Origin of the sequence: Pseudoflavitalea rhizosphaerae (assembly GCF_003991355.1) — a bacterium.
Taxonomy (GTDB): domain Bacteria; phylum Bacteroidota; class Bacteroidia; order Chitinophagales; family Chitinophagaceae; genus Pseudobacter; species Pseudobacter rhizosphaerae.
Genome location: NZ_RCSU01000005.1, coordinates 1 through 18361 on the forward strand (window position 1 = coordinate 1; position 18361 = coordinate 18361).

15 protein-coding genes are annotated in these 18361 nt (G+C 48.6%); 8 read left to right on the plus strand and 7 right to left on the minus strand.

The genetic code is table 11. The annotated features are described in order from the left end of the window. The 4 genes from D9Y29_RS09830 to aqpZ form a co-directional block, all read right to left on the minus strand. Positions 1-1406 (minus strand): hypothetical protein (locus D9Y29_RS09830; protein WP_164735341.1); only part of this gene is annotated, 1406 nt, incomplete at its 3' end. Between the two features lie 6 nt (positions 1407-1412). After that, positions 1413-3437 carry a transglutaminase-like domain-containing protein gene (locus D9Y29_RS09835; RefSeq protein WP_127127541.1) on the minus strand — a complete coding sequence of 675 codons (2025 nt, stop codon included), beginning with the start codon at positions 3435-3437 and terminating at the stop codon, positions 1413-1415. A gap of 335 nt (positions 3438-3772) precedes the next feature. Next, positions 3773-4588, minus strand: a complete 816-nt coding sequence (locus D9Y29_RS09840) for a class I SAM-dependent methyltransferase (RefSeq protein ID WP_127127543.1) — start codon at positions 4586-4588, stop codon at positions 3773-3775. A 204-nt stretch (positions 4589-4792) separates the two neighbouring features. Next, positions 4793-5473 (minus strand): aquaporin Z, encoded by a 681-nt coding sequence (gene aqpZ, locus D9Y29_RS09845; RefSeq protein WP_127127545.1) that lies wholly within the window; start codon positions 5471-5473, stop codon positions 4793-4795. 137 nt (positions 5474-5610) lie between these two features. Between aqpZ and D9Y29_RS09850 the strand changes: the two genes are divergently transcribed. The 6 genes from D9Y29_RS09850 to D9Y29_RS09875 all read left to right on the plus strand — a co-directional run bounded on the left by D9Y29_RS09850 (position 5611) and on the right by D9Y29_RS09875 (position 13204). Continuing rightward, positions 5611-7509 carry an AAA domain-containing protein gene (locus D9Y29_RS09850; protein ID WP_127127547.1) on the plus strand — a complete coding sequence of 633 codons (1899 nt, stop codon included), beginning with the start codon at positions 5611-5613 and terminating at the stop codon, positions 7507-7509. Between the two features lie 117 nt (positions 7510-7626). Continuing rightward, positions 7627-8832 (plus strand): NAD(P)-dependent oxidoreductase, encoded by a 1206-nt coding sequence (locus D9Y29_RS09855; RefSeq protein WP_127127549.1) that lies wholly within the window; start codon positions 7627-7629, stop codon positions 8830-8832. Between the two features lie 187 nt (positions 8833-9019). Then, positions 9020-9883 carry an ABC transporter permease gene (locus tag D9Y29_RS09860; protein ID WP_206513755.1) on the plus strand — a complete coding sequence of 288 codons (864 nt, stop codon included), beginning with the start codon at positions 9020-9022 and terminating at the stop codon, positions 9881-9883. Positions 9884-9888: 5 nt separating this feature from the next. Next, on the plus strand, positions 9889-11157 hold the full coding sequence (locus D9Y29_RS09865) for an ABC transporter ATP-binding protein (RefSeq protein WP_127127551.1): 1269 nt from the start codon (positions 9889-9891) through the stop codon (positions 11155-11157). Positions 11158-11171: 14 nt separating this feature from the next. Continuing rightward, positions 11172-12176, plus strand: a complete 1005-nt coding sequence (locus D9Y29_RS09870) for a glycosyltransferase family 2 protein (protein WP_206513756.1) — start codon at positions 11172-11174, stop codon at positions 12174-12176. 20 nt (positions 12177-12196) lie between these two features. Next, complete coding sequence (locus D9Y29_RS09875) at positions 12197-13204, plus strand: glycosyltransferase (protein ID WP_164735342.1); 1008 nt, start codon at positions 12197-12199, stop codon at positions 13202-13204. Positions 13205-13213: 9 nt separating this feature from the next. On the opposite strand, the gene D9Y29_RS09880 is transcribed toward D9Y29_RS09875, so the two are convergent. The 3 genes from D9Y29_RS09880 to D9Y29_RS09890 all read right to left on the minus strand — a co-directional run bounded on the left by D9Y29_RS09880 (position 13214) and on the right by D9Y29_RS09890 (position 16381). Then, positions 13214-13927, minus strand: a complete 714-nt coding sequence (locus D9Y29_RS09880; RefSeq protein ID WP_127127555.1) for a tRNA1(Val) (adenine(37)-N6)-methyltransferase — start codon at positions 13925-13927, stop codon at positions 13214-13216. Positions 13928-13967: 40 nt separating this feature from the next. Then, positions 13968-14972 carry a tRNA (adenosine(37)-N6)-threonylcarbamoyltransferase complex transferase subunit TsaD gene (gene tsaD, locus D9Y29_RS09885; protein ID WP_127127557.1) on the minus strand — a complete coding sequence of 335 codons (1005 nt, stop codon included), beginning with the start codon at positions 14970-14972 and terminating at the stop codon, positions 13968-13970. Positions 14973-15124: 152 nt separating this feature from the next. After that, entirely contained in the window at positions 15125-16381 is a 1257-nt protein-coding gene (locus tag D9Y29_RS09890) for an ABC transporter permease (protein ID WP_127127559.1), read from the minus strand. A 100-nt stretch (positions 16382-16481) separates the two neighbouring features. Between D9Y29_RS09890 and D9Y29_RS09895 the strand changes: the two genes are divergently transcribed. Continuing rightward, positions 16482-17351: an aldose 1-epimerase family protein gene (locus D9Y29_RS09895; protein ID WP_127127561.1), complete on the plus strand. Its 870-nt coding sequence runs from the start codon at positions 16482-16484 to the stop codon at positions 17349-17351. Between the two features lie 99 nt (positions 17352-17450). Continuing rightward, a complete protein-coding gene (locus D9Y29_RS09900; protein ID WP_127127563.1) occupies positions 17451-17837 on the plus strand; it encodes a hypothetical protein in 387 nt (128 codons plus the stop codon). The last annotated feature ends 524 nt before the right edge of the window (positions 17838-18361 follow it).

Genomic DNA, 18361 nt, shown 5'->3' on the forward strand with positions numbered 1-18361 from the left:
AGTTTAATGGCTTTGATGCCGGGAGGGGCATTGCGGCCGGACGGTTCGGAAACGATATAAGCATCATTGCCGGCGAGTGACTCCACTAATTCTCCCGGGTTGGAGTAGTCGCTGGGATTAAAATAGAATTTGTCGCCCAGTTTCAGCATATAACGGATCTCGCTGTCGAACAGGATATCATTGAGTTTGCCCGTTGTATTACTGACGGAGATCACCAGTTCAGGCTTGATCTTCCTGTCTTCCAGCACACCATTGAAGAGACATACAAATTCCTTGTCAGACAAATATGATTTCTGGTACAGTACCTTGTTCCTGATAAGGTACCAGCAGCGGTTGATGTATTCATCTTCTGTCCATCTTTTTGCATTGAGGCCGCGCAGTTTAGCCAGCAGGGCATTTACTGTTATATTGTTTTCACCGAAGTAGAACCTCTTTTGTTTTTCGATATCGTCCCATGCTTTCTGCGCCAGCTCTTCCTTGCTGAAATTGCTTTTCAGCTCACCGATCTGTCCGATGAAAGCGCCCCTGGCATCTTCACTCTTCGCGTAGTTTACCTGGAATTTCACGATTGGGAACTGCATGAGTGGCGTAACAAAATTCACGTCTTTGAAACGGTCCCGGTCCTTGTCTACAAATACGAAACGGAAGAATCCTTTTTCAGCGCCTGCTTCTTTTTTGAAAGCAGGTGCGCCGTTCAGTGCGAGTGATTTGAAGAAAGTTTTGTTATCAGTATCGATCCCGATCTCATTGTACATAAGGGGATATTCCTTGCTGCAGATCTCATATTGCGGGGCCAGTTCCAGGTAACCGGCAAAGCTCACTTCGATGGAGCTTTTGGTGGTGGAAACGTATTCCAGGATATCACCCGGTTCCAGGTTGTGCACAGGAAGTTTGTAATAGGAATAATCCTGTCCTGTTGCGGAATTGATAAAGCTCTGGAAATATTCAGGGATCTCTGTTCCGCGGGGGCAGGCAACTGCTTTCTGCGGTTCGATCACGCGGGGCGCCTCGCCGGGTTTGATGAGACGAAGCGTGAAGCCATCATCAGCGCTGGAATAACGGAAATAGACCTCCGAAAATTTGTTTACTGCGTTGTTGTCCTGCAGTTTGATCCGGAATCTCGTTTTCTCGAAAAAGTAAAGGAATTTAATGGAGCTCAATGCGCTGCGGTTCTGTTTATCCATCACAATATTGCGGGAATACCCGATGATCACGGCAGATTCCTTGTCCCATTTGGAAGGCGTTTGAGTTACCCTGAATGGGGCTGGCATATCTTTCAGCATTTCTGCGGAGTTCTCTGCAAGGGATTTGATCACTTTCTCCGTGATATAGCTCTGTGCGTTTGCCTGGCTGAAAGGCAGCGCCAGCAGGAGCGTGGTTGCTATAGTGTATATGTTGAGTTTCATCGGACCTTATTTTTGGGTGATGCTGAAATAATAACTGTTGAAAGATTTAATGGACTTCAGGAATTTCTTCCAGTTATCGAAATCAGCTTTATCGATGGTGCTGTTGCTGATGGTGAGCGATTTTTTCAGCGTGATCCTGTTGCCGTTCACTACATATTCCCCGTTGAATTCATATCCCGGAAAATTGAGTTGCAGTTTTTCCGGCACATCCGTGAATTTTCTGTCGGCAGGAATGGTGAGAGAAAATTCATCTTCATATGTGAGAACGGAATTGAACTCGTATCCTCTTTTCCTTTTCTCGTCTGGCATGTAGGATTCGAGGGTCTTTGGGAAGAAGTCGAGGTTCAGGAAAAGGTCTTTATCGATCTTGTGAACATGGTTGGAAAGGTCGATTGTGCCGCTGAGCTGAACGGGGATCTCGCGGTTGGAGAGATCGCTGTTGGTGATATTGGACACTTCGATATTGTCGTTGCCCAGTTGCAGGAAGCCTTTGAAGAATTTTTCGCGGTCAACCGATGCGAGGTCCTGGTAAAGCTGGTGGAAATCTGTGCGTTCATTACCGGTGAGGGTTACCTGCACATTCCCTTTCATGTTTTGTGCGTTGAGCGTGAAGTCTGCTTTGGTGCTCACTTTATGGGCTTTGCCATCGGTAAGTGGAACGGGAAGTATCTCGAATTTATCTCCCTTGCTGACCAGCGCTTCCTTGCCCTGAATGCGGTAAGCGTCTTCTCCAAAGGGCACGAATTTTTCGGTAGCGTCCAGGAAATAAGCTTTGCCTTTGAAGTAGAGCGTGGTGATGGCGTGGTTGTTCACACAGAGTGCGGGCAATGATTGTGAATAAGGTATCTGCCTGGTGCCGATCCATGTGAAGCGTGCGTCATATCCTTGTAGTTTGAGCATTTCCGTTAGCAGGTTGGCCATGCCTTTACAATCTCCGAATTTACTTTCCAGCACATCCTGTGCGTTGGAGGGGATAAAGCCGGAATAGCCATCCTCATAAGCGATATACCGGATCTTGTCCTGCACCCAATAGTAGATGGCTTTGATCTTTTCTTCGTCCGTATTCTTTCCGGCAATGATCTTACTTACGGTGGCTTTTAGTTTAGCAGGATCATTTTTAGCCATCGTGTACATCCTGTTGTTCCAGTTGTATACATCGTCCACTTTATCGAAACCTTTGATAAGGTCTCCTTTATGTTCGTATGATTTCACCCTGATCACGAGATGCGGGTCGGAGAAGGCGCGACCGATCTGCCTGCTTTCTGATTTTGATGCTTCCAGGTTGGCGACCTTATAAGTATAGTAAGTGTATCCTTTTTTTGTTTCTTCTGATTTCTCCACTTTGAAGCCGGTCATGTTAAAAGGCTTGATATCGATGGTGAGCCATTCGGGGACCTTGAAGGTGATCACTTTTTCCAGGAGGGGATAATGTTCATGGAAGAAGATGCGGGTGAAATATTTTGAATCGAGATAGTCTTTGACCACATTGATCTGGCCGAGGTTGCCGGGGCCGTTGAAACTGAAGGCAGAGAAGCGCATGCGGTTATCGTCGAAGAAGATGCCATCATCGGTAACCGATCTGTCTTCCCACTGGTAGAAGAGTCCGGGCAGTTGTTTGCCCTTGGTGCTGCCGGTACCCCTGAGGCTGATGATCTTCACGAAGTTGTTATAGTACTGCGGGTACCAGGCCCTGGCCCTGTGTTGCAGGGCGATGAGCTCCATTTCTGAGGTTTCGCGAACGGTGACTACTTTGTCTTTATAGCTGTTCACGCCCTTGTCGAATGTAAAGGTCTGGTGGATGAACCGGATGGCTGAAGGATCGTCCGGGTATTTTCTTGCGAGGGCTTCGGCCTGGTTGATGTCTTCCGGCAAGGCTACAGCATTGCGCCATTCTACCAGGGGCGGTTGTGCATGGGCGTTGAGGCAGACGGAAACCAGGAGCAGGAGTAACAGGGAAATCCAGCCCGCATTTTTGGGGGCTACAGGCGCAGATAGTTTTGTGCCACCTGCAACAGGATGGGTTTGCATCATGTGCGTGAAGGGTTTGAGGCGATTAGCCACTTTTAATTATTGGATATGTCTTGGGAGATAAGTGGGCTGTTCCATTGCCGGGGCGGCGCAGGAAACTTACTTCCGGCGGAATGAGTAACGTTTCGTTTGCGAATTTATGATGAATTATGATGATTATTTCCACAGTTCAAGAAGGTTTTTTTGCTCTTCATTCTTCCCTGGGATTGCCGGACCGGAGAGGAGAGTAATATTGTGTCTTCTCTTATGTAGACTTGTTACATTACAAAAGCCCCTGTTTCCACAAGGGCTTTCTGTAATGTACTTTTTATCATGAGTTGGCTGTAAGGGGTATTGGTTTACCTGCGTGCTACAGTTACTTTCAGGAAAGTGGCCGGGATAGATGTGGTATCGTTGTTGCCGCTTTGGTTTTGCCTGTTGAATAGTTCTTCCAGTTCCTGTTGCAAAGCTGATTCTTTTCCATTTTTTTCAGCTGCTTCAAAAGCATTCATGGTGGGGCCGTAGTACTGTCTGAACCTTTCGAGGAATTCGGAAGGCCTGGTGGCGATCTTGAAATTAAATGTATCACGGCTGAAGGATATATCATCCTGCTCAATGCCTGCGGCTCCAAAACGTTCGGTCACATGATCTTCCAGGCCCCATAACATGGGGCTGATGAATCCTTCGGGTGGCGGTGGTGTATAAGCCGAGCTGATCTTTAAGATCTGCGCTACCAGGGTTGGGTCGCCCGGGATCCAGTTACCCATTATGATCCTTCCGCCGGGGCGTGTAACGCGCACCAGTTCTTTAGCCACGTCCATTGGTTTGGGTGCGAACATGGCGCCAAAGATGGAAACTACCAGGTCGAACTGCTGATCGTTCAGCCCTTCAAGGTTTGTTGCATCGCCTTCCTGGAAACGGATATTGTCAAGTCCTTCTTCCTTTGCCCTCCGGTTGCCTGCTGCAACCAGGTTGGATGCTATATCTACCCCCAATACATTGGCGCCGAGTTTTGCAGCGGGAATAGCCGTTGTTCCGTCGCCACAACCAAGGTCCAGTACATCCATCCCTTCTTCGATGCCTAATTGAGCAACAAGCCCGGCGCCGCTCTGCCGCATGCTTTCAGCGATCCTGGTGAAGTCGCCCTTTTCCCAAAGTGCTTTGTTTGGATTCATTGCTTAGGTTTTTATTGTTTATTAAAATGAGAGCGCAATGATGGAAGTTTAAAGAGGGAACGGCATTTCTCTGTAGTCCGGTGAACTGACAGTAAGGTCCGGAAGGAGGGATCATAGGGAATGACTGCAGGTCTAACATTACAAAAGCCCCTGCTTTCACAGGGGCTAACTGTAATGTACTATTATCATGGTTCAAAAAGAAATCTATTTCCAGAGGGCTTTATACACTATTCCTGCAAGGGCTGCACCAACAATGGGGGCGAGGATGAAGAGCCAGAGCTGTTCTACCGCCCATCCACCTACGAAAACTGCCTGGCTGATACTTCTGGCCGGGTTCACGGAAGTGTTGGTGACGGGGATGCTGATCAGGTGGATCAGGGTGAGGGTGAGGCCGATGGCCAGTCCTGCAAAACCGCCGTTTGAATTACGGCTGTCTGTGGCTCCCAGGATCACGATCAGGAACATGAAGGTCATTACCGCTTCGCAGAGGAATGCCGCTTTCATGTCGTACCCGCCGGGTGAATGTTCTGCATAGCCATTGGCTGCAAATGTACCGATGCTGCTGCCATTCCCCGTTACGATCACGTACAGTACTGCCGCGGCCACAATACCGCCCAGCACCTGTGCAATGATGTAGGGAAGCAGGTCTTTGGCCGGCATCCTTCCGCCTACAAAGAGCCCGATGCTCACTGCAGGATTGAGATGCGCTCCGGATACCCTGCCCAGCGAATACGCAATGGTGAGTACCGTTAAACCGAAGGCCAGGGCTACACCCAGTAAGCCAATACCTACACCAGGAAATGCTGCAGACAATAAAGCGCTGCCGCAACCTCCCAACACCAACCAGAAAGTGCCAAAGAACTCAGCCGTAAATTTTTGTACCATAGATATTGATTTTTAAAGTCAGGAATATCATAAAAATACTTATACGATTTGAAAAACGGGGAATTTGGTCCGCATTAGTTGTGCACCTGAAATGCACCTTTTCTCCCGGTACGGGTTGGGCGACGTACCTTTGCCCGATGGATTATTTCAAGAAGCTGCTCGATCTCCTGAAAACAGAGCGGCAGGAAGATGAAGCAATGTACCGCCAACTCAGTTCCTCCCTTTCTGTGAACGACAGGCGGGAAGCGGGTCTCAGCTGGTACCCTGTGGCCATCCGCGGCACTGAGCCCACGAAGGGCGACTATATAACGGTGGAGCTGGAACGAACTACCAACCAGGACATTCCCCACCAGTTCCGCACCGGCGCCAGCGCCGCCCTGTTCAGCAATCATAACAGGGAGCAGGACAGGGTGGAAGGCGTAGTCAACTACGTAGGGGCCAACAAGATCAAGATCACACTCCGTACAGATGAACTGCCCGAATGGAGCCGCAATGGCAAGCTGGGCGTAGACCTCCTCTTTGATGATAATAGTTACGATGAAATGCAGCAGGCCCTCCGCCAGGCCATCGCGCTGAACGAAAAAAGGGAAGAAGGAAGACTGGTGCGCATACTCACGGGCTCACAGGAACCTGTATTCGAAAATTATGTATCGCCCGTTCCCTTTCCTTCGCTGAACCCTTCGCAACAGGAAGCGGTAAATAAAATTCTCAGCGCGGAAGACCTGGCCATCGTACACGGCCCTCCCGGTACCGGCAAGACCACCACGCTGGTACAGGCCATCAAAGCGCTGGTAGCGAAAGACAAACAACAGGTGCTGGTGGTGGCGCCCAGCAATACTGCGGTTGACCTTCTCAGTGAGAAACTCTCCGATGCAGGTCTCAACGTGCTCCGCGTTGGTAATCCCGCCCGTGTATCCGACAGGCTGCTCAGTCTCACCATGGACCATAAAATGGCTGAACATACCGCCAACAAGGAGATCAAAAGACTGAAGAAACAGGCCAGTGAGTTCAAAGACATGGCCCATAAATACAAAAGGAATTTCGGCAAGGCCGAGCGCGACCAGCGCAAAGCCCTCTTCGATGAAGCCCGCAATATCATGAAGCAGGTGGAGAAAACGGAACAATATATTGTGGACGATCTCCTGGCAAAAGCCGATGTGATCACAGCCACTTTGATTGGCGCCAATCATTACCTGGTGCGCGAACGGAAATTCCATACCGTAGTGATCGATGAAGCCGGACAGGCGCTGGAGCCCGCCACCTGGGTACCGGTGATCAAGGCGCGCAAACTGATCCTCGCCGGTGATCATCTTCAGTTACCCCCCACCGTTAAATCCAATGAAGCAGCGAAGAATGGGCTCACCCTCACTTTGCTGGAAAAGCTGGTGGAGCGCTATCCGCAATCGGTAGTGATGCTGAACGAACAATACCGCATGAACCGCCTCATCATGGGCTATTCCGCAGCTACGTTCTATGAGAACGGATTGAAGGCGCATGCTTCCGTGGAAAATCATACGCTCAACAATGATGAGCATCCGCTGCAATTCATCGATACGGCAGGATGTGGTTTTGAAGAGAAGACCAGCGGCAATGCCATTTCCAATCCGGAAGAAGCTGCATTCTGTATCAGTTACCTGAAACAGCTGGCGACTGAAAAGCAGTGGGGATCCGCCTTTCCAACGGTGGGCATCATTTCGCCCTACAGAAGGCAGATTGATGAGTTGAAAGCAATGTTACAGCAAACACCGGAGCTGCTGCCTTTTCAGCATCGAATCACCATCAATACAATCGATAGTTTCCAGGGACAGGAACGCGATATGGTGCTTATCAGTATGACGCGCAGCAACAATGATAACCGCATCGGGTTCTTATCCGAGATCAGGCGCATGAATGTGGCCATGACAAGAGCGAGGAAAAAGCTGGTGGTGATAGGAGACAGCAGCACCCTGAGCCAGCACGATTATTACGCAGGGTTCATCGCTTACGCAGAACAGCAGGAAGCTTACAAGAGCGCCTGGGAATTTATGGGGGTTTAAGACTTATTTGCAGCAGCTTTTCTTCGGGAAGAAGATCTTTCTGAAAACCTGCCAGAACCTGTTCAGTAGGGTGGTATTGGGCATCGATCCGTACATTTATAAAGCAAATTTACGAAAATGATCAAACTCGGGCTTATCAGGGAAGGAAAGACCCCTGCAGACAACAGGGTGGCGCTTACGCCTGCACAATGCAAGTGGATCCACAAGAACTCGGAAGAAGTTCGGATATTTGCGCAATCCTCAGCTGGTCGCTGCTTTTCCGACAAGGAATACAGGATGGCCGGAATAGAAGTGGTGGACGATATCAGCGATTGCGATATCCTGCTTGGTATCAAGGAAGTGCCGGCAAGTCAGCTGATCCCCAACAAGACCTATCTTTTCTTCTCTCATACGCGCAAAAAACAATCCTATAATCAGAAGCTGTTCCAGCAGATCATCGCAGATAAGATCACTTTGATCGATTATGAATGCCTGGAGCATGAGGATGGCCAGCGCATTCTCGGTTTCGGTTTTTTTGCAGGAGTGGTGGGTGCACATAACGGGATGATGGGCTATGGTCATCGTTCCGGTGCGTATGATCTTGTACGTGTGTACAAACAGAGAAGTTTCCGCGAGCTCATCCATACTTATTTCGGATTGCGCATTCCCGCGGTGAAAGTAGCTGTTACCGGTAGCGGCCGTGTGGCGCATGGGATCCTCGAGATCATGAACCTCATGGGCGTGGTGGAAGTGGAACCGGAGGATTACCTGGGTAAGAAATATTCATACCCCGTATATACGCAGCTTAAAGGAGCGGATCTCTACGAACGCAAGTCAGACGGAACATATAACCGCGTACATTTTCATGACCATCCGTCTGAATACAATTGCAAATTCCTGCCATATGCCATGCAGTCGGATATTCTCATGAATGGCATTTACTGGGATACCGCCATGCCACGATTGTTTGAGCGCGATGCCGTACAGGATGCTGCCTGGCGCCTGCATACCATTGCTGATATTACCGATGATGCTTTTGGCTCTGTGCCCATCAACCTGGGAGATCAAACCATTGAAGATCCCATCTATGGTGTGAGTAAAACCAGTTTCGAAAAAACAGCACCTTACTTACCCGGAAGCATAGACGTAATGGCTGTGGGCAATCTCCCCAATGAATTGCCGCGTGATGCCAGCCGGTATTTTGGAGAACAACTCATTAAATATGTGCTGGAAGACCTGGTGAAGAACAATCAGTCGGATGTGATAGAACGCGCTACCATGGTGAAGAATGGCACGCTGACCCCGCGCTACAACTACCTTGCTGATTACGCTGCAGGAACATAATCAGTGTGCCGGCAATCGCTCGCCTCTGGCGAGTGATTCATATTTGTTCGCCTCCGGCGAACACCGCGTCGCCGGAGGCGACTAAATACAAGTCACTCGCCGGAGGCGAGCGACTGGCAGCTCTCCGTCAAACCTCGTCAGTCATTTTATTGGATCCTTCAGTATCTTTAATGCTTAATCGCTGCTCATGCCACTCACCGCAGACAGAAATGAACCCTGGGACTGGGAGAACAGTAACCGAAGCAGTTGGCGCAACTGGGCGGGGAAGGAATTATGGGCATACCGCAATTTGCTTTTCAGGTTAATCAAACGTGATTTTCTGGTCAACTACCAGCAAACCCTGCTGGGCCCGCTCTGGGTTGTATTGCAGCCCATCCTCACGCTGATTGTGTATGTGCTGGTTTTCGGCCGGTGGATGGGAGTGGATACGGGCGCATCGCCTCCTGTATTGTTCTATCTCTGCGGTATATTGCTATGGGGTCTGTTCAGCGATCTCTTTACCGGCACTGCTTTCATCTTCACGCATTACAGCTCGCTTTACACTAAAGTATATTTCCCAAGGCTTATCATTCCACTGTCTGTAACAGGTACTCATCTGCTGCGTTTCCTGATCCAGTTCCTGTTGCTGGTGGCCATTTTTGTTTTCTATGCAGTTTTCAGGGATTTCAGTTTTCCATTAAATTTCTGGCTGCTGACTTTGCCATTGTCCATTTTGCTGACTGCACTCTTTGCATTGGCGCTCGGACTTATCTTTTGTGTACTCACGGCCAGGTACCGTGATCTTGGCAATATCGTTCACCTGGGCATCAGGCTGAGCATGTTTGTAACTCCCGTGATCTATCCTTTATCGCTGGTGCCTTCCGGCATCCGCTGGTTTGCGCAGGTGAATCCGTTATCAGCCTTGTTTGAAGTATTTCGCTATGCCTTGCTGGGCCAGGGCGAATTCACGATGTGGCAATTACTTTACAGTACAATATTCATCATCATTACTTTCTTTATAGCATTGATTTGGTTCAATAAACAGGCCATAAGGCTAATAGATATTGCATAACCGGTATGAGCAGAATTGTAATAGAAGCGGCAGGCATCTCCAAAGTTTACAGGCGTGGCGCCATTGGTACAGGTTCTTTCCGGCAGGATGTTAAACGCTGGATGAACAAAACCGCGGGGCAGAAAAACAATGCATTCTTCTATGAGGATAATGCCGTAACTGACCAGTTCCTGGCGCTGAAGGATATCAGTTTCCAGGTGCATCAGGGCGAAACCTGGGGCATTGTAGGCCCCAACGGGGCAGGAAAGTCAACCCTGCTCAAGATCATCTCCCGCATTATTCAGCCCACCAGTGGTTATGTGAAAGGCAGAGGCACTGTAGGCAGCCTGCTGGAAGTGGGTACGGGATTTCATCCGGAGCTCTCCGGAAGGGAAAATATTTATATCAGTGGTTATCTGCTGGGCATGAAGAAAGCGGAGGTACAGCGGCAGTTTGATGCCATCGTCGATTTCTCGGGCCTGGAAAAATCCATAGATACGCCGGTAAAGCGTTATTCGTCCGGAATGTATGTGCGGCTTGCTTTTGCAGTGGCAGCGCATTTAAATGCAGATATCCTTATCATGGATGAAGTGCTGGCGGTGGGCGATATCGAGTTCCAGAAAAAATGTCTCGATAAAATGCAGCAGGTGGCTAACGACAGCCAGAGAACGATATTATTTGTAAGTCACAATATGCAGGCGGTAAACCATCTCTGCCGCAAAGCGATCTGGCTGCAGCAGGGAGCCATCAGGGCAATAGGCAATACCAACCATATCGTGGAGCAATACGTAGGCAGCTTGCAGCAAAATAAATTCCATACAACATGGAATGATATTACTGAAGCTCCCGGTAATGAATACGTGCGGGTCCTGTCGATGGAACTGGCGCCAGAATTAAGGTCTGAAAGCAATGTGATCGATATCAGAACTGCGCTGACAGTTAAATTCACTATCCGGAACATGCAGGAAAATGTGTTATTGAATGCAGGGCTTCATTTATTCAATTATGCAGGTGAATGTATTTTCGATGTAGCTTCGCAGCCTGTATTGTGCAAAGCCGGTACAGTACAGGGTGAATGCCGTATTCCGGGCAACTTTCTCAATGATGGCGCGTATTATATTTCACTCATCATTGTGCAGGATACGTCTATTCCCTTATTCTATTATGAAGCAGGGCTTCATTTTGAAGTAGCTGATTTTCGTGAGAACACTACCTGGTTTGGTAAATGGAAAGGAGCTGTGCGTCCACAATTTCCATTCAGGTTTGAACCGGTAATAAAACAGGCAGAACTATAAACAGCTGATTTGTTTTGGACAGAATTCCGTTATCCCCTCCAACGATCGCACCGGTCCCCGGCGGTGCGCGCAGACCGCGCTGGTCTGTGATGATACCTGTATACAATTGTGCCAATTTCCTGAAAGAAACAATGGAAGCAGTGCTTGCGCAGGCTTTACCACAGGAAGATATGCAGATAGAAGTAGTGGATGATCATAGTACAGATGCAGATGTAGAAGCGCTGGTGCTTTCAGCAGGCAAGGGAAGGATAAGCTATTTCAGGCAATCTGAAAATAAGGGCAGCCTTCGCAATTTCGAAACCTGCATCAACCGGGCAAGCGGCCATCTCATTCATTTATTGCATGGCGATGATCTCATCAAGCCTGGCTATTACCAGGCAATGGATGAATTGTTTGATCGCTATCCGGAGGCTGGCGCCGCCTTCTGCCGTTATGAATATATAGGAGAAAGCAGCAAGCGCTTGTATTATCGCGATGAAGAAATGAAAGAAGCAGGAATTCTTCCTGATGCCCTGCTGTTGCTGGCGGTGAGGCAACGGCTTCAGTTTTGCACCGTCACTGTAAAAAGAGAGGTCTATGAAAAGCTGGGCGCCTTTTTCGGCGTTGAGTATGGTGAGGACTGGGAAATGTGGGTGCGCATTGCCCGTGATTATCCAATTGCCTATACGCCCCGGACGCTGGCTTCTTATCGCCTGCATGATTCCTCTATTTCCGGGAAGTCCTATGCCACTGCCAGGAACCTCAAAGACCTCCAGTGGGTAATGCGAAGCATTCAGGAATATATGCCGGAAGCAGAAAAGGCAAGGGTGATGGAACAGTCCATGAAATTCTATGCGCATTATGGTATCAAGATTGCAAATGATCTCTGGTACGGTCTGAGAAACCGCGAGGGCGCCAAAGTGCAGGTAGCGGAGGCTTTGCGTATGCATCGCGACTGGCTGATGTACTGGAAGATCACAAAACTGTATACCAAGATGGCGTTGAACATCACTTCATTTATTCCCCGAAGTAAAAAATGATAAACTGTATGAAGGCAGGTATGACCATTCTAGTTTGCACATATAACGGAGCGGACCGCCTGCCGGCAACGCTTCGTTGTATCGCGGAACAACAGGTCCCTGCCGGTATGGGCTGTGAACTGCTGGTGGTCAACAATGCTTCTACAGACAATAGCCTGGAGGTCATTGAGCAGGAATGGCAACGATACAATACAAAAATCAATCTTCATATTATCACAGAAGCAAAGCCAGGACTAACCTTTGCCAGGGACAGCGGCTTTGCCGCCGCACAGTATGATTATATTATTTTGTGCGATGATGATAACTGGCTGGCGCCGGATTATGTAAAGACCGCTTTTGCCGTGATGGAAAGCCTGCCTCATGTTGGAATATTAGGAGGTAAAGGCAATTTTGTTTTTGAAGAACCTGCACCAGCCTGGTTATTGTGGTGCAATCTCTATGCAGGGGGAGAACAGGCCAAAGAAAGTGGAAAAGTGAACGAGGAATTCGTATATGGAGCGGGCGCCGTTCTTAGAAAATCTGCCTATGAAAAGATTTGCGCCAGTGGCTTTGTGCCTGCATTGACGGACCGCCAGGGAATGAGTTTAAGTTCCGGTGGCGATCATGAGTTGTGTTATGTACTGGCATTGGCAGGTTATTCGATCTGGTATGAAGATAAGCTGCGCTTTGATCATTATATCACCGCCAACCGCCTTACACTGCCTTATTATCTCACTTATATAGAAGAAAGCGCTCATTGTTTTTCAGTACTGGAGCCATATAAGATCCTGTTGAAAACAAAAAACAGTTCCATGGTCAGGTTCCGCTGGGAACTGTTCAAAAGTTTCTGGTACCATATCAGGAAGATGGGCGCATTGTTCTTTACAAAACCTGTTGCCGGTAAACCTGCAGATGAACGCATACTGCGGAAGCTTCAGTATACCCTGCTCATAAAACGTTTAAGGTCATACCGCCAGATCTCATTGTTCGAAGATAATTTCAGCAAAGCAGTTTCCTTACAAAATGAATTGTTGCGAAAAAGGAATTAAATAACCGCGTTACAAATACAAATAATAATCCTTCAGCAGCTCTGTGAATTCTTCTGTATAATTTCCGTCGTCTCCCTTTATTGTCAATTCAAACGTTGGGTTGAACTGATCATTGGTCCTGGAATAATGTAAAATACTCCTGAAGAAATCATGCTGTGGCGTTTGTTTCACCAGCAGGTTCTCTACCAGTGAAAATCCATTTTGGGTAGCCAGTTTATTGAAATATTCCCACCTGTGATAGGGCAGCAAGATCCCGAAACCTCCATGCGGTTCCAGGTTGCGGCTGATCACACTGATCAGGTCTTCCAGGGATAATTGCTTACTGTGTTTGGCGATCTGTTCTTCTTCCGAAGCAGATGGAAGATCATTTTCGAAGAAGGGAGGATTGGTGATGATGAAATCGTATTTGATGGGGAAGGAGTAGGTGCGCGCATCTCCTGGAAATACTTTGATGCGTTCTTTCCAGATGCTTTGCTGGATGTTTTCTTTCAGTTGTTTGAAAGCGCCGAGGTCCAGTTCGATGCCGTGGATCTCTGAATTCGATTTTTGGGCAAGCATGAGCGAGAGCAGTCCTGTTCCTGCGCCGATGTCGAGAACAGTGGTGTAGTCGGCAGTCTTGGCGGCAAACCAGGCTCCGAAGATGCAGGCGTCTGTGCACACTTTCATGGCGCACTGGTCCTGTTGAACGGTAAACTGTTTGAATTGAAAGTAGCCGTTAGCCATTTGCAGTTTTTGAGTTGTACAATTCGGTTACTGGTTTGGGTTACCATTCGGCTTTGGCGGAGGGGCTGACTGTAAGGGCGGTGTATTCTCCCGACAGGAATTTATAATACGCTGTGATGGCTATCATACCAGCATTATCCGTACAATACTGGAAAGCGGGAATGAAGGTATTCCATTTATATTTTTCCCCGGCTTCTTTGAGTGCGGTCCTGAGGCCACTATTGGCGGATACGCCGCCTGCGATGCAAACATCTTTGATGCCTGTGTGAAGTGTGGCCTTCTTCAGTTTGTTCATCAGGATGCTGATGATGCGATGCTGAATGGAAGCGCAGATATCTGCCAGGTTCTCTTCCACGAATTTGGGATTGGTCTTAGTGTTTTCCTGCAGGAAATACAGGATAGCGGTTTTGAGTCCGCTGAAACTGAAATCCAGTCCGGGTATCTGTGGCTCGGGGAATTTGAAACGATCGGGGTTGCCGGTCTTCGCGTATTTATCGATCAATGGGCCGCCGGGATAGGGCAGTCCGAGTAATTTGGCTGATTTGTCGAATGCTTCGCCGGCGGCATCGTCGATGGTTTCGCCGATGATGTGCATCTGGTGAGGGCTGTTGCATTGCACAATTTGTGTATGTCCACCGCTCACTGTGAGACAAAGGAAGGGGAAGGATGGTTTGGGATCGTCGATGAGATTGGCCAGTACATGAGCCTGCATATGGTGAACGGCGATGAGTGGTTTGTTCAGCGCCAGGCTCAGCGATTTGGCGAACTGTGCGCCTACGAGCAGGCTGCCGATGAGGCCCGGCGCCTGTGTGAAGGCAATGGCATCGAGGTCCGATAATTGTTTGCGGGCTTCTTTCAGGGCTCTGTCCACCACCGGCACGATATGCTGCATATGCGCGCGGGACGCGAGCTCGGGTACCACGCCGCCGTATTGCTCATGCACTGCCTGGCTGGCAATGAAATTGGAGAGGATCTTTCCGTCTGAACAGACTGCGGCGGATGTTTCGTCGCAGGAGGATTCAATTGCAAGAATGGTAACGCTCATAGTCGCGGTAAAGGTAAGTATTCTCAGGGTGTGGCCAGTCGCTCGCCTCCTGGCGAGTGATTTTTATTTAGTCGCCTCCGGCAACGCAGTGTTCGCCGGAGGCGAACAAATATAACTCACTCGCCAGAGGCGAGCGAGTGCCGGCACGCTGATTATTTGGAACGGATCGCTACTACCGGGTCCATCCGGGCGGCAATGGAAGCGGGAATGATCCCTGCCAGTACACCTACCACAATACAAATGGAAATGGCCAGCATGATGATGCCGGGAGCAATGAACACACTGAACCCAAAGATGGCCGAGAGAACAAAAGTAAGTATCACCACAACCAGCAATCCGAGTAGTCCTCCCATGATACAGAGGAAGGAGGATTCCAGCAGGAATTCCGTCATGATGGTAATGCGTTTGGCGCCGATGGCTTTCTTAAGTCCGATCTGCGAAGTGCGTTCACGGACCGTCACGAACATGATATTCGCCACGCCGAACATACCTACGATCAGACTTAAGGTTGCAATGGCCCAGCCGCCTTTGTTCACGCCATCGAAAATGCTGGTGGCGAAGCCGCTGAGGGTATTGATATCGTTGAGAGAGAAATTGTCTTCCTGTGTGGGTTTAAGTTTGCGGATGGAACGCATAGCGCCGAGCAATTCATCTTTCAACTGTTCCAGGGGAATATGTTCTTTCCCGGATACGAGGATGCTCGGGTTTGTATATTCCTCCTTGGCCATCGTTTTCATGAAATTGCGGGTGATGAGCACGTTGTTATCGTAATCCCATCCACCGATGATGCTCTTGCCTTTTTTCTTGAGAATGCCTACCACTACAGCGCGTTTACCGTCTTTCAGTTTCAGTTCCTGTCCGATCCCTTTCTTTACATCCGATCCGAAAAGATTCTCGGCAACCAGGTAACCGAGCACGATCACGCCCGTGCCCTGCTCGAACTCCATTTGCTGGAAGTAACGTCCTTCACCCACTTCAACGGGCTGCAGTTTATCGAAATCTGCTGAGACTCCGTAATAATTGAGACCGGTGAGTACGCTGCCATTGTATTCGATGGGCGCGTTGATATTATTGTTGAAAGCGATATATCCGATGGCAGGAACTTTCTGCTTCAGCAGTTCCACTTCATCGTATTTGGGTGTGGGACGGTTCACATATTTCCACCAGGGGTAGTCGTTACCCCCAGCGGAATAATCCCATTTATCGATATAAATCGTATTGGAGCCAAGCGCCTTGATATCCTGCTGTACGGCGTATTCAAGGCTGTTCACCGTGGCGAGCACGCCAATGATACAGAGGATGCCGAACCCAACGCCGGAAAGGGAGAGCAAAGTGCGCAGTTTGTGCGATTTGAACTCCTGCCAGGTGAGGTTGAGGCTACTGCCTAAAATTTCGATGACTCGACGCATATTCCAAATTTAAGTGATTGTTCCCGGGTATTTGTCGCAGCAACCTGTGATTTATTTCAATGGTCAATCCGGCTGATAAGCCTTTTTATTAACTTGCTGTATGTTTACGATCGAAAGTCACTTGCTGAAAGCCAGCATCCATCCGAAAGGCGCTGAATTGCAGAGCCTGTTGCAGAAAGAATCCGGCATTGAATATATGTGGAAAGGCGATCCCGCCGTTTGGGGCAAATTCTCGCCCGTACTCTTCCCGATCGTGGGCACGTTAAAGGGAAATACTTACTATTACAAAGAGCAGCCTTACCACTTAGGCCGGCATGGTTTTGCCCGCGACCATCAATTTGCCGTGGAATCGCAGGCCTTCGATAAGATCGTATTCCTGCTGAAACAGAGTGAAGAAACATTGAAAGTATTCCCTTTCCCTTTCGATTTCAGGATCGCTTATACCATTGTGGATAGCAGCATTGCCGTTAGCTATGAGGTGGTGAACATAGGAAAGGAAACGATGTATTTCTCCGTGGGAGGTCATCCCGCCTTTGCATTGCCGCTGGTCCCCGATACGGCGTACGACGATTATTACCTGGAATTCGATCAGCCGGAAACTACCGGCCGCTGGCCCATAGCAGAAGGCGGATTACTCAAAACATCTTCCACTCCCTTGCTGAACGATACAAATCATTTGCCCTTGAACAAGGATTTGTTTGCCAACGATGCCCTGGTGCTGAAGAACCTCAACTCTTCCAGGATCTCTTTGCTGAGCCGTAAAACAGAACATGGTCTTACGATGGACTTCCCCGGCTTCCCGTTCCTGGGACTATGGGCGGCCCCCGGAGCTGATTTCCTTTGCATCGAGCCCTGGTGCGGCATTGCCGACAGCGTGGATGCGATACAGTTATGGGAAGAGAAAGAAGGGATCAACAAACTGGAAGCGGAGGAGAATTTTGTGAGGACCTGGACGGTGTCCGTTTTCTAAATGGATACTGTAAAAAAATGGAATGATATAATGCTAAAATCTATAAATTGGGACCGGAGAGCATAGGGATGGAGATTGGATAGAATCGAATGGTAAACTATGAAGTTGAAATTTTTTGACCCCCGCGATGCAGCAAAAACCCTTAAAGCCACTGCGCATAAAAATGGTAAACTCGGATTCAGCGCCGATGCTGCAAAAAAGATGGAACTGGCCGCAGGAAAAGGAGCCAGGATCGCTTTTGATGAAGAGAACCCGGATGATAAAACACTCTACGTGATCATTTCTTCCATGGCTATGGAAGATACCTTCAAGATCATCAAGGCCGGTGAATATTTCTACCTGAATGCCAGAACGCTCTTCGAGGAGCTGGACCTGGATTATAAGAATGATAATATCGTGTATGATATTTCAGAAGTGATGGTCGATGGCCGCCCGATCTACAAATTCACTAAAAGGGCAGGAGTGAAGAAAGTTCAGTTGAGCTGATCATTTTAGTTTTTCACTTTTCCATAAATCACTGTTTCTGGTCAGGTAGTGCAGTAACGGAGCAGAAGAAGATGTAGATCAGGCTGATTTCAGGTGAGAGAAGCGTTACGCCAGAGTCTGTAAGTAGTGAAACAGTAGTGAGATAGTAGTGAAAACATGGGTTTTTAAACGGGGAGAGTACTGAGATAGTACTGAGACAGTAGTATGAAAGTACTGAAAGGGGGGTGAGCAGTAGAAGAACCGGGACTGAGTATTAAAATGATTCTTGTATAATACTGATAATCAGGCGTCTGAGTGTTAAATATTGTTTTGTCTTGTGGTATTTGGCTGGTTTTCAATTGATTGTGCGTGCCTGGTTGGCGGTTAATTGTACTTTAATTGCTGTCTGATTGCTGTTTAGTTGCTGCCGGAGGTATGAGGGAGGTATGCCGGACTGCCTGGAGGGGTATAGGGTGTAGTCCCTGGATAGGTTAATATCTGTTGTTAGGGTTTCTGCTTGTTGCGTACCTTTTTTTAAGAGCTTT